The sequence below is a fragment of the Pseudoalteromonas sp. SR43-5 genome (assembly GCF_014163835.1).
Lineage (GTDB): Bacteria > Pseudomonadota > Gammaproteobacteria > Enterobacterales > Alteromonadaceae > Pseudoalteromonas > Pseudoalteromonas distincta.
In genome coordinates this window covers 60,558-73,696 of record NZ_JACJEA010000014.1, presented here as the reverse complement: position 1 = coordinate 73,696, position 13,139 = coordinate 60,558, and the positions used below count along the sequence as shown (strand labels likewise).

At 40.0% G+C, this 13,139-nt stretch carries 11 protein-coding genes and 1 riboswitch; of the genes, 9 read left to right on the top strand and 2 right to left on the bottom strand.

Going from position 1 to position 13,139, the window contains the following annotated elements; genetic code table 11:
• Window positions 1-6: 6 nt before the first annotated feature.
• Window positions 7-1,320 carry a Na+/H+ antiporter NhaC family protein gene (locus tag H5090_RS10180; RefSeq protein ID WP_182695625.1) on the bottom strand — a complete coding sequence of 438 codons (1,314 nt, stop codon included), beginning with the start codon at window positions 1,318-1,320 and terminating at the stop codon, window positions 7-9.
• 354 nt (window positions 1,321-1,674) lie between these two features.
• On the opposite strand from H5090_RS10180, the gene dapB reads away from it, so the two are divergent.
• The 6 genes from dapB to ribB all read left to right on the top strand — a co-directional run bounded on the left by dapB (window position 1,675) and on the right by ribB (window position 10,102).
• A complete protein-coding gene (dapB, locus tag H5090_RS10175) occupies window positions 1,675-2,478 on the top strand; it encodes a 4-hydroxy-tetrahydrodipicolinate reductase (RefSeq protein WP_004335398.1) in 804 nt (267 codons plus the stop codon).
• 361 nt (window positions 2,479-2,839) lie between these two features.
• Window positions 2,840-3,976: a glutamine-hydrolyzing carbamoyl-phosphate synthase small subunit gene (gene carA, locus H5090_RS10170; RefSeq protein WP_004335400.1), complete on the top strand. Its 1,137-nt coding sequence runs from the start codon at window positions 2,840-2,842 to the stop codon at window positions 3,974-3,976.
• A 16-nt stretch (window positions 3,977-3,992) separates the two neighbouring features.
• The gene (carB, locus tag H5090_RS10165; RefSeq protein WP_039487473.1) at window positions 3,993-7,211 is read left to right on the top strand and encodes a carbamoyl-phosphate synthase large subunit; all 3,219 of its coding nucleotides are present in this window, start codon (window positions 3,993-3,995) and stop codon (window positions 7,209-7,211) included.
• A 48-nt stretch (window positions 7,212-7,259) separates the two neighbouring features.
• Window positions 7,260-7,736, top strand: a complete 477-nt coding sequence (greA, locus tag H5090_RS10160; RefSeq protein ID WP_004335404.1) for a transcription elongation factor GreA — start codon at window positions 7,260-7,262, stop codon at window positions 7,734-7,736.
• 158 nt (window positions 7,737-7,894) lie between these two features.
• Window positions 7,895-8,953 (top strand): S66 peptidase family protein, encoded by a 1,059-nt coding sequence (locus H5090_RS10155; protein ID WP_182695624.1) that lies wholly within the window; start codon window positions 7,895-7,897, stop codon window positions 8,951-8,953.
• Window positions 8,954-9,029: 76 nt separating this feature from the next.
• Window positions 9,030-9,203, top strand: a riboswitch (FMN riboswitch).
• Window positions 9,204-9,448: 245 nt separating this feature from the next.
• Entirely contained in the window at window positions 9,449-10,102 is a 654-nt protein-coding gene (gene ribB, locus H5090_RS10150) for a 3,4-dihydroxy-2-butanone-4-phosphate synthase (protein ID WP_182695644.1), read from the top strand.
• Window positions 10,103-10,182: 80 nt separating this feature from the next.
• Here the strand turns inward: ribB and H5090_RS10145 are convergent, their stop codons facing one another.
• A complete protein-coding gene (locus tag H5090_RS10145; protein WP_004335410.1) occupies window positions 10,183-10,839 on the bottom strand; it encodes a nitroreductase family protein in 657 nt (218 codons plus the stop codon).
• A 132-nt stretch (window positions 10,840-10,971) separates the two neighbouring features.
• On the opposite strand from H5090_RS10145, the gene H5090_RS10140 reads away from it, so the two are divergent.
• From H5090_RS10140 to rhlP, 3 genes are read left to right on the top strand one after another with little or no spacing between them, the layout of a single operon-like run.
• Complete coding sequence (locus H5090_RS10140; RefSeq protein WP_024597432.1) at window positions 10,972-11,907, top strand: LysR family transcriptional regulator; 936 nt, start codon at window positions 10,972-10,974, stop codon at window positions 11,905-11,907.
• Between the two features lie 13 nt (window positions 11,908-11,920).
• The gene (locus H5090_RS10135) at window positions 11,921-12,265 is read left to right on the top strand and encodes a lactoylglutathione lyase (protein WP_024597431.1); all 345 of its coding nucleotides are present in this window, start codon (window positions 11,921-11,923) and stop codon (window positions 12,263-12,265) included.
• 18 nt (window positions 12,266-12,283) lie between these two features.
• Window positions 12,284-13,108 (top strand): rhombotarget lipoprotein, encoded by an 825-nt coding sequence (gene rhlP, locus H5090_RS10130; protein WP_182695623.1) that lies wholly within the window; start codon window positions 12,284-12,286, stop codon window positions 13,106-13,108.
• Window positions 13,109-13,139: the final 31 nt, after the last annotated feature.

Below are 13,139 nucleotides of genomic sequence, written 5' to 3'. Positions count from 1 at the left end.
TTTAAACTATGCTTTATTACGGCGTAAGCAAATAACTGCAATGGCTGTAAATGCTAAAATAAAGCAGTAATAAGAAGACGTTGATACTTCCCACGGGCTAATTTTAAACGTAGCACCTAATAACAATGCTTGGGCACCGTATGGCAATGAACCCTGTGTAACACAGGCAAATATATCAAGTAAACTGGCAGAGCGTTTAGAGCTTATTTCACCGTCATCTGCTAGCTTTTTAGCAATAGGACCCGCGACAATAATAGACACTGTGTTATTAGCAATACATACATTACTTGTTAAAACTAATGCGGCAATACCTAATTGGTCAGCTACTTTACGGTGCCATTTTGCAATGATTTTAGTAATCGCTTGAATTTTTTGAGCAATGTAATCAAGGCCACCATTAATACGAATAAATTCAGATAAGCCACCAATAAACATAGAAAGTAAAAATATTTCCTGCATATCAGTAAAGCCTTTGTAAATGTCTTTTACAAAGCTTGCGCCTTCGTAACTACCGGTAAAGCCCATTAATGCGGCAAAAATAATACCGCTAAACAACACTACAAATACGTTCAAGCCGGCAACTGCTAACACTAAAATAAAGGCATAAGGAAGTACCAACCAAATATCATAGTCTTTAGTTTCAACTACTTGTGCAGCAGGTGTTAAATAAAACAATAAGCCAATAGTCAGTATTGCAGCAGGGACAGCAATTTTAAGATTCTCTTTAAACTTGTCTTTCATTTCACAGCCCTGCGTGCGTGTAGCTGCAATAGTGGTGTCCGAAATAATAGATAAGTTATCGCCAAACATAGCGCCAGATACAATCGTACCTGCCATTAATGCTGGGTCTATACCTGTTTTAATTGATACCGCATAAGCGATAGGGCCAATGGCGCCAATTGTTCCCATTGACGTACCCATTGCTGTTGATACAACGGCCGCAATTAAAAACAAACCAGGGAGCAATAACGAAGGTGGGATAAGTGATAAGCCTGCATTTACTACCGCATCTACTCCACCGGTTGCACTTGCCACAGCCGAAAAAGCACCTGCAAGTAAGTAGATTAAACACATGGTAATAATATTGTTGTGTCCGGCACCTTTAATAAAGGTCTCTACACATTGGTTTACCGTGCCTTTATTTAAAATAAACGCAAGCATGATGGCGGGCAATATAGCAACAGGTGCAGGTAGTTGGTAAAAAGCATAATCAACCCCTTGCGATTGCAAATACAAACCTGAGCCTAAAAATAGCGCTACAAAGGTAAGTAGGGGAAGTAAAGAAAGTATTGCTTTGTTTTTATTAAATGATGGCTGCATCATAATCCTCATAACCAGTAAAATTTATCACAGCCAAAACTCCTCTTTTAGCTGAATTTAGCAGTACAACTTTTTATTTTAAAAAGTTGTTAGCCGCAGCGTCCGCAAGCCAAAGACCAAATCGACGCGAAAGAGAAGTTTAAATGTATAGATGGCTAAAGTAAACTGGTATTGTTATTATTATTAAATTAAAAGGTCACCTGACTATTGCATGACTTTTAGATAATATCTATAAAGCAACGCGATTTTCAGCGATTAATATTTATCCAACTGCATAAAAATACCCACCTGCGTATTTTGTAATGCCCGGATATATGGCTAATAAACGGATTCAAATTAAATTAGGTAAAAACCATGACTACAAATCGAATAGGTGTTTTTGGTGCTAACGGCAGAATGGGCTTAGCCCTATTAGAAGCCGCGACAATTAAAGAGCAAACACAACTTACAGGCGCATATGTTCGTAGTGGTTCATCGCTATTGGGCATTAATGTAAATCAAGTAAATAGCGCAGCCGATAACAGTGTTAGCTTTAGCGACGAAAGTACAATAGATGATGTAGATGTTTTAATCGACTTTACGCTGCCAGCGGGTATGAAAAACCATTTAAAAACAGCTGTTGCACAAAAAATTCCTATGGTGATTGGCACAACAGGTTTAACAAATGATGATATGGCGCTATTACACGATGCCGCTAAACATATCCCTATTGTATTTGCGCGAAATTACAGCGTAGGTGTCAATGTATTACTTAACCTTGTGCAAACTGCAGCGACTAAATTTGGTGACGATTTAGATATCGAAATATTTGAAGCGCATCACCGTCATAAAATAGATGCACCATCAGGTACTGCACTGGCAATAGGTGAGTCAATCGCGCAAGCGAAAGGCTGGGATCACGACGAGGTTGCGGTATATGACCGAAGCCAAGTAGAAACAGCGAAATCTCAAAATGAGATTGGTTATTCTGTCCTAAGAGGGGGCGATATAGTAGGTGAACATACCGCATACTTCGCTACAATGGGCGAAAGGCTTGAATTAACACATAAAGCAAGTTCGAGAATGACGTTCGCTCTAGGTGCTATAAGGGCTGCAAGCTGGTTAAAAAACAAACCTGCTGGACTTTATGATATGCAAGATGTGCTAGATCTTAAGTAGTTTAGTTACTATTTTAACTGTTTGGGTCTAATTTCACCTACAGTGACTTATTTGTAACAATTAACCAAATAATGTTAGACCTAAATAGCAACTTCATGTAATATGCAGCCAATTTGCCAAAAATTACTAAATGCGTGTTTCCAATTATACCCAAGTGGCTAGTAAATCCAGGGTTTCAGTGGGAATGAAAATAGTTTTAGGCAAGAAAAATGATTGAAGGTTGAATGCTTTACATCTGCATCATTTAAGACTGCGTAAAACAATTTAAGCTCACAAAAATCTGGTTTTGACGATCCCTCTGGGTATTGGCGGGGTGTTAAGCAATTGCTTACTCCCGTTTTTTACTGTTAGGAGGTTTAACTTGACTAAATCCGCTCTGTTAGTCCTAGAAGACGGCACAGTGTTTCGCGGTACTGCAATCGGCGCTGACGGCATGTCAGTCGGTGAAGTGGTATTCAATACGTCTATGACTGGTTATCAAGAAATTTTGACTGATCCATCATACGCGGAACAAATCGTAACTTTGACGTACCCACATATCGGTAATACGGGTACCAACAGCGAAGACGAAGAAGCGAATCAAATTTGGGCTAAAGGCCTAGTGATCCGTGATTTGCCACTGCTAGCAAGTAACTTTCGTAACGAGCAATCGTTAGATGATTACTTAAAAGAACGTAATATTTTAGGTATTGCGGACATCGACACCAGAAAGCTAACTCGAATTTTGCGTGATAAAGGCGCACAAAACGGGTGTATTGTTGCCGGTGACGAGCTAGACGAAAATAAAGCGTTACAAGCCGCGCAAGCCTTCCCAGGTTTAAAAGGTATGGATTTAGCAAAAGTTGTCTCAACCAAGGAAAATTTTGAGTGGCGCGAATCAAGCTGGACATTAGGTGAAGGATTTAAAACCCTTGACGCTGCTGATGAAAAGTTTCATGTTGTTGCCTACGACTTCGGTGTAAAACGTAATATTTTACGTATGCTTGTAGACCGTGGTTGTAAACTTACAGTAGTACCAGCGCAAACTTCTGCCGCTGACGTACTTGCTTTAAACCCTGATGGTATCTTCCTATCTAATGGCCCTGGTGATCCTGAGCCATGTACTTACGCTATTGAAGCCATTCAAGCCTTTTTAGAAACCGACACACCTATTTTTGGTATCTGTTTAGGTCATCAGTTATTAGCCCTTGCTTCAGGTGCTAAAACAGAAAAAATGAAATTTGGCCACCACGGTGGTAACCACCCAGTTAAAGACCTAGACCGTAATGTAGTTATGATCACAGCTCAAAACCATGGTTTTGCAGCTCAAGAATCAAGCCTACCAAGTACGCTTCGTGCCACGCATAAATCGTTATTTGATGGAACGCTTCAAGGTATTCATCGTACTGATAAGCCTGCGTTTAGCTTCCAGGGTCACCCTGAAGCAAGTCCAGGTCCACACGATGCAGCACCATTATTTGACCACTTCATCGATTTGATGCAAGCGCGTAAACACTAATTTAACTGGAGTAATAATGCCAAAACGTACCGACATAAAAAGCATTCTTATCTTAGGCGCAGGCCCAATTGTAATTGGTCAAGCTTGTGAATTTGACTACTCTGGTGCTCAAGCGTGTAAAGCACTTAGAGAAGAAGGCTATAGAGTTATATTAGTTAACTCAAACCCTGCAACTATCATGACCGATCCTGAAATGGCCGATGCTACCTACATCGAACCAATTCACTGGGAAGTGGTAGAAAAAATTATTGAAAAAGAAAAGCCAGATGCAGTACTGCCTACAATGGGTGGTCAAACAGCATTAAACTGTGCACTTGATTTAGACAAGCACGGTGTATTGGCTAAGCACGGCGTTGAGCTAATTGGCGCAACGGCGGATGCAATCGACAAAGCAGAAAACCGTGAACGCTTTGACGTAGCAATGAAAAACATTGGCCTTGAATGTCCTCGTGCTGAAATTGCTCACTCAATGGAAGAAGCTAAAGATACAATGAGCCGAATTGGCTTACCATGTATCATTCGTCCTTCTTTCACCATGGGTGGCACCGGTGGCGGTGTTGCTTACAACATGGAAGAGTTTGAAGAAATTTGTGAACGTGGTTTAGACTTATCGCCAACAAACGAATTATTGATTGATGAATCACTGATTGGTTGGAAAGAGTACGAAACAGAAGTTGTACGTGATAAAAACGATAACTGTATTATTGTTTGTACCATTGAAAACTTTGACCCTATGGGTGTTCACACTGGCGATTCAATCACCGTTGCACCAGCGCAAACGCTAACCGACAAAGAATACCAAATTATGCGTAACGCCTCTATGGCGGTATTACGTGAAATTGGTGTAGAAACTGGCGGTTCTAACGTGCAGTTTGGTATTAATCCTGAAGATGGCCGTATGGTTATCATTGAGATGAACCCACGCGTATCACGTTCATCTGCACTTGCATCAAAAGCAACGGGTTTCCCAATTGCTAAAATTGCTGCAAAGCTAGCAGTAGGTTATACGCTTGACGAGCTTCAAAACGATATTACTGGCGGTAAAACTCCAGCATCTTTTGAGCCTTCAATCGATTACGTTGTAACAAAAATTCCTCGCTTTAACTTTGAAAAATTTGCCGGTGCTAACGATCGTTTAACTACGCAAATGAAATCGGTTGGCGAAGTAATGGCGATTGGTCGTAACCAACAAGAATCATTACACAAAGCATTACGTGGTCTTGAAGTGGGCGCAACAGGTTTTAACCCAATAGTTGCACTTGATGACCCTAAAGCGAAAGAAAAAATCATCCGCGAATTACGCGAACCAGGTGCTGAGCGTATCTGGTACATTGCCGATGCAATGCGCCATGGTATGAGCGTTGATGATGTTTATGAGCTGACTAAAGTTAATCGCTGGTTCTTAGTACAAATAGAAGATATTTTAAAAGACGAAGCAAAAATTGGTGAAGTAGGTATGGCTGGTTTAAATGCCGACTTCCTACGTAAACTTAAACGCAAAGGTTTCGCAGATCCACGTATAGCTGAAATTGCTGGTGTATCTGAAGCAGAAATTCGTAAAAAACGTCACCTATTAAACATCGTGCCAGTATACAAGCGTGTTGATACGTGCGCCGCAGAATTTAGCTCAGACACAGCTTACATGTACTCATCTTACGATGAAGAGTGTGAAGCAAACCCAACAGATAAAGACAAAATCATGGTTATTGGTGGCGGTCCTAACCGTATCGGCCAAGGTATTGAATTTGATTACTGTTGTGTACATGCCTCGCTTGCGCTTCGCGAAGACGGTTATGAAACCATTATGGTTAACTGTAACCCTGAAACGGTTTCTACCGATTACGATACATCTGATAGACTATACTTTGAGCCAATTACACTTGAAGACGTACTCGAAATCGTACGTGTTGAAAAGCCAAAAGGCGTTATCGTGCAGTACGGTGGTCAAACACCACTTAAATTAGCACGTGAGCTTGAAGCGAATGGCGTTCCAGTAATTGGTACTTCACCTGATGCGATTGACCGTGCAGAAGATCGCGAACGTTTCCAACAACTTGTTGAGCGTCTGAACTTACTTCAGCCAGAAAATGCAACAGTAACTTCAACTGAAGAAGCACTACTTAAATCAGTTGAAATTGGTTTCCCACTCGTTGTACGTCCGTCGTATGTACTAGGTGGTCGTGCAATGGAAATTGTATACGATGAAGACGATTTACGTCGCTACATGACCGAAGCTGTATCTGCATCAAACGAAGCACCTGTATTACTGGACCGTTTCTTAGATAACGCAATTGAAGTTGACGTTGACGCGATTTGCGACGGCGAGCAAGTAATTATTGGCGGTATCATGGAGCACATTGAGCAAGCCGGTGTTCACTCTGGTGACTCAGCATGTTCATTACCAGCACATTCTTTATCGCAAGAAGTGCAAGATGTAATGCGCAAGCAAGTAACCGATATGGCGCTTGAGCTTGGTGTTGTTGGCTTAATGAATACACAGTTTGCTGTAAAAGATGGCAAAGTGTACTTAATTGAAGTTAACCCGCGTGCCGCACGTACTGTACCGTTTGTATCAAAAGCAACCGGTGTAGCGCTTGCAAAAGTGGCGGCTCGTTGTATGGCGGGTCAGTCTTTGGCAAGCCAAGGTATTACTAAAGAAGTAATCCCTCCTTATTACAGCGTTAAAGAAGTTGTTTTACCATTTGCTAAGTTTCAGGGTGTGGATCCAATTCGTGGCCCTGAGATGCGCTCAACGGGTGAAGTGATGGGTGTTGGTGATACTTTCGCCGAAGCATTCGCAAAAGCACAATTAGGTGCAAGCAACACTTTACCACGCGGTGGTCGCGCGTTATTATCTGTTCGTAATAGCGATAAGCCACGCATTGTTGAATTAGCCAAGATTATGACCGACTTAGGTTTTGAACTTGACGCAACGGGTGGCACGGCACAAGCTCTTGAAGAAGCTGGCATTGAAGTACGACGTGTAAACAAAGTATATGAAGGCCGCCCGCATATTCTTGATTATATCAAGAATAAAGAGTACAGCTATATCGTTAATACCACCGAAGGTCGCCAAGCGATCGAAGATTCGAAGGTGTTACGTCGTGGTGCATTGCAAAATAAAACCAACTATACGACAACCTTGAACGCGGCTTTTGCTAACTGTACTGCTAACAAAGCAGATGACCGTAGTAAAGTAACGTCAGTTCAAGAGCTACACCTGCGATTGAACTAAGGAAATGTGCCAAGGCCAACTAGGGCCTTGGTGTTAAGTGAGAAAAGTATGCAATCAATTCCGATGACAGTTCGTGGCGCAGATTTACTGCGCAAAGAGCTTAACGAATTAAAAACTGTTACCCGTCCAAAAATTATCGCCGACATTGCTGTTGCGCGTGAACACGGTGACTTAAAAGAAAACGCTGAGTACCACGCTGCACGTGAGCAACAGGGTTTTTGTGAAGGTCGTATTCAAGAAATTGAAGCTAAACTTTCAAATGTTCAGATAATCGACGTAACTAAAATGCCAAATACGGGCAAAGTTATTTTTGGTACCACAGTAACTATAGTAAATGTAGATACAGATGCTGAAGTAAAATATCGTATTGTAGGCGATGATGAAGCAGATATTAAAAACAACTTAATTTCTGTTAATTCACCGATTGCACGTGGCTTAATTGGTAAACAAGTAGACGATGCAGTGTCTATCCAAACGCCAAAAGGTATCGTTGAGTACGAAATCATTGAAGTTGAGTATCTTTAACGCATAACTCACTTTAACGTTTTAAATAAAAACCGATGTATTTACATCGGTTTTTTTATGCCTTAAATAAATCACTATACTGATAAGGGTGTTCATATTGCATAAAGAGTGAGCATGATGATATAGGTACATAATCACTTCATTAAAAGGAACACTCAATGGCTAATATACTTTACCCAGCGCCTTTAAAAATAGGCTCTAAAATTGCTATTTGCTCGCTTTCATCTGGGCTAAAAGAAAAGTATCACGGACGATTAGATATTGTTATAAATGGACTAAAACAACGAGGGTATAATGTTGTTGAAGGCGAGTTTTTACGTCAAAACAAACCACGTGAACAGCTTAATGCTAAAGCGCATGCTAAGCAGCTAATGGGTTTTTTATTAGATGATGAAATAGATGCGATTATGCCGCCAATGGGTGGTGAGCTGGCAATGGAAATACTGCCACTACTTGATTTTAACGCCATTAAAGAAGCAAAGCCTAAGTGGTTAGTTGGTTTTTCTGATGTGAGTACTATTGCATGTGCACTCACTGCTAAGTGCCAATGGGCAACCCTCCACAGCGCCAATCTTATGCAGTTACACCCAGATGAAAAAAATCCGTACAGCTTACAAATATTTGAAACTCTGACCTACGAAGCCGGTAGTAAGTTTGAGCAAGGTCCTTCTTCTTTATACCAAAAAAATAAGCCTAATTACGCGCAAAACCCGAACGAATTACTCAGCCCGAGTGAGCCCACAAACTGGCAATGTTTAAACTACACAGATAAACGTACCATAGAAATGTCTGGTCGGTTATTTGGTGGGTGTTTAGATACCGTAGGTTTATTGCTCGACTCGCCATTTTTAGCGCTGCATGAGTTTAAAAAGAACAGTGCGCCCGAAGGGCTTATTTTATACCTCGAAAACTCAGAACTTACACCAACAACCGTTGCACGATTTTTACTGTCATTAAAATTAGCCGGTATATTTGATGATATCAATGGCTTGGTTTTAGGGCGAAGTGAAATAACACAAGGTCATTACGATGCCTTTGATTATCGCCATGCGTTAGATGTAGCGCTAGGTGGGTGTTTATTTCCTGTAATTTTTGATGCGGATATAGGGCACGTTCAACCTAACTTAAATTTGGTAAATGGTGCTACCTGTACGCTAGTTGCTGATATAAACGAAGGTATAGTAGATCGCGCATCGTTAAATATTCAACTTTCGTAGTTTTTATCGCATTTAGTTTTGAAAAACAAATAAGTACAGGCGTATAATGTGCCTGCAGTAAGTGCTAATGCTTACTGTAAATTCTCAGGGCGGGGTGAAATTCCCCACCGGCGGTATGTTTAATGTTACTTGTAACTCAAACGAGCCCGCGAGCGCTTTATTTAACTTATTTTTACAGTTAAGTAAAGGTCAAGCAGATCTGGTGAGATGCCAGAGCCGACGGTTAGAGTCCGGATGAAAGAGAATATGGCTTATTATACTAAAACCAATTTTATTAAAGACATGACCGTTGTATCGCGTTAAGTGAGCTATTTTCTTTGCGCTATAATTAGTCACTAATTTAATGTTATTGGTATAACAGTGTGCGCTGCATTTTGCTGCGTGCTTTTTGTTATTCTATTTAAGCTATTTTGGTAGTGATCACTTTAAATTTAAGTGATGTATTACTGATCCTTTCACAGTCCTGAATCTATTATTTTTATTTGGAATATAATGATGATTCAGTCTCTACTTACTCAATTCGGCGAAAGCCAAATCCGCGTACAAAGCGCAATTACTGCACTACAGCAAGGGCAAGGCGTACTTGTTGTTGATGACGAAAACCGTGAAAATGAAGGCGACTTTGTATTTTCAGCTGAGCATTTAACGACTTCTCAAATGGCCGAAATGATCCGCGAAGGCAGCGGCATTGTTTGCTTATGCATGGGGGAGGAGCGTATTAAACAGCTCGACTTACCGCAAATGGTTACCCACAACACGAGTCAAAATAACACAGCTTATACAGTCACTATTGAAGCTAAGCATGGCGTTACAACAGGCGTGTCTGCTGCTGATAGAGTAACGACTATAAAAGCGGCGACAGCCGATAACGCTAAACCAAGTAATTTATCGCGCCCAGGGCATGTATTTGGTTTAAAAGCACAAACGGGCGGCGTATTAGTGCGTCGCGGTCATACCGAAGCATCCGTTGATTTAATGCAACTTGCCGGCTTAAAACCATTTGGCGTAATTTGCGAGCTAACAAATCCTGATGGCTCAATGGCGCGCTTACCTGAGGTGAGTGATTATGCTAATAAACATAATATGACCGTGGTTTCTATTGAAGATTTAGTGCAATACATTCAGGCTGCACAGCGCAAAGTAAGTTAAACTGCTTTAAAGCAAAAAAACCACTTATTTAAATAAGTGGTTTTTTAATATTGTTATCATTTAAGTTTATAACGTATTACTTATAAAACCTGAATAACTTGCTCTTTTGCTAAGCGAGATTTAGGTAATTTAGCATTATAATCTTCAGCGCTATCATGATAGCCAAGTACTAATGCGACGTCGCATACGTAACCATCAAGTTCTTTTTCAAAGACTTCGCCAATCAGCTCGGCATCTACGCCTTCCATTGGGGTTGAATCAATGCCTAAACGTGCAGCGGCATGCATAGTGTTACCCAGCGCAATGTAAGTTTGTGCTTTAGTCCACTCTTCATTAACGCCTTGCTCATCAGTATTCATATCAACAAATGCATAAGCACCAAAAGCTTGTTCGCGATTTTCTGCTTTAGTACGACCATTTTTAATATCTGCATCAATAACTTGTGCGTAATCATCGCGGGTATATTTAGGGTTGTGAGCAAATAATATTATATGCGACGCTGTTTTAATATGTGGCTGGTTAAACGCAAATTTATTAGCAAATGTACTGTGCATACGCTCTTTGGCTTCATCTGATTCAATTACGATGAATTTCCAAGGTTGCGAGTTAATTGATGATGGAGATAAGCGCATAGCTTCGTAAATAACTGCTAAATCGTCTTGAGATACACGTTTCGTTGCATCGTAACGTTTTGCTGTGTAACGCTTTTCTAAGTCATTAATAATAGGGTGAGTCATTGGTTTCTCCAAAATAAATAAGATTAGCTGTACAAAGTATTCGTCATTTACTTTATGTATAAATAATACAGCTTGCTTTGCATTAAATAAATCGCATAATCATTGAATCATTATCAAATATAAATAGATAATATGAATATAGAAGATTTAAAACTTATTTTAAAAGTCGCTGAGTTTAGAAGCATTACGCTTGCAGCTGCTAAATTAGATATGCGTACAGCCACAGCAAGCGCTGCTATTAAGCGTGTTGAGTCTGCGCTTGGTAGTGAACTATTTGTTCGTACAACACGTCATTTAAGGTTATCGGCTGCTGGGGAGCGCTACATACCACAATGTGAGCAGGCTTTAGCAGTACTTGAACTTGCAAAGCAAAACCTTAAAGGTGAACATGACGAAATCGAAGGGGAGTTACGTGTTGCACTTTCATCTGATTTGGGGCGCAATTTAGTGATCCCATGGATTGATGAGCTCATGGATAGTTATCCTAAGTTAAGCCTACGAACACATATAAGTGATAGTAATATCGACTTTTATCGTGACTCAGTTGATATAGCACTTCGTTATGGCTCGCCTAATGATGCAAGTGTTTATGGTTTTAAAATTTGTAACGTACCACGCTTATTATGTGCAACTGACGAATACCTCTTACAAAACGGGACTCCCGTGCATCCTGATGATCTAGCGTCGCATCAAGGTTTGTTTTATCAGTTGCAGGATATTATAAATAATACGTGGGAATTCAGTGATGGTGAGTCAAAATATAAAGTTAAAATGGGTGGCAGGCGCGCCTCAAACGACGGCGATTTAGTAAGGCGCTGGTGCGTTGCGGGTAAGGGCTTAGCTGTAAAGTCGGCACTTGATATAGCCGACGATTTGCTTAACGACAGGGTGGTTACCGTAATGCCAAATTATCAACATGTTAATGGTGAACTTTGGCTTATTTGCCCAAGTAGGCAGTCAATAACCCCTGCGGTGCGTTTACTACGTGATGCATGCAGAGCAAAATCCCAAGCAATTTTGCAGCAGTTGGTAAATAAAGGAATTATTGATAAAAGCGTACTGAGCTAATTAAGGAAGAGTTATGCAAGTTGATGATATTAGGGTTTTTATTCCCTGTAAAAGCTATGAGCAATCTCAGCGCTTTTATAAAGCGCTTGGATTTAAGATTGAAGATGCCTCAAATGATTTATGTGTGTGTACCTTTGGCGAATGTACGTTCTTTTTACAGCGTTATTATAATAAAACGTTTGCTGAAAACTTAATGCTGCAACTTTGTGTGTTAAATATAGATGAAGCATACGAACTCATTAGTAACCTAAACGGTTTTGACATCCGCTTTGAGGGTATAAAGCAAGAACCTTGGGGTAGCGTTATTTACTTATGGGGACCATCGGGTGAGCTTTGGCACGTAACTGAATTAAATTAAAAATAAAAAGGAATAAATATGAAATTTAATAAATATATAATCATTTTGATGGCGGCCTTACTTGCTTCTTGTAGCTCGTTTATGAGTAACAATACAGGTAAAAATACACAATCTAGTAGCTTAATGGATTTTTTATATCCTGATCAACAAAGCCGTGCTACCTATAAACCTGAAATACCTGTTTTAAAACTCCCTGTTACCGTCGGAATTGCATTTGTACCGTCTAAAAACTGGCAGCCAGACGGGTTAGAGACCCAAAACCAAGTCGAATTACTCGAAAAAGTAAAAAAGTCATTTCTTCAATATGATTACATTGACCGCATTGAAGTTATACCAAGCACCTATTTAAAGGGTGGTGAAGGTTTTGCAACACTCGAGCAAGTAGGGCGACTTTACGATGTAGATGTAATGGCACTGGTTTCATATGATCAAATTACGCAATCTTATGAAAATAATGCAGCCTTACTTTATTGGACAATAGTGGGTATGTACGTTATTCCAGGTAATGAAAATACAATTCAAACCTTTGTGGATACAGCTGTTTTTGATATTAAAAGCAGAAAAATGCTATTTAGAGCACCAGGTATAAGTAAACTTGAAAAAAGAACAACAGCAATAGGTATTGATGAAACGTTATCTGAAAAGTCGGCAGAGGGCTTTAATCTAGCGGTTAGTGATATGAGTACTAATTTAGATGCAGAACTAGCAAGGTTTAAAACACGTGTTAAAGAAGAAAAAATTGCAAAAGTCGAAAATAAAGATGGCTCTAGTAGCGGTGGCTCTTTGAGTATTTATTTACTCGTTTTGTTGTCGTTATTAGTTATGCGTAGCAAAAAAATTTAAAGTTGATAAAAAACTAAGTATTTTTAATAAT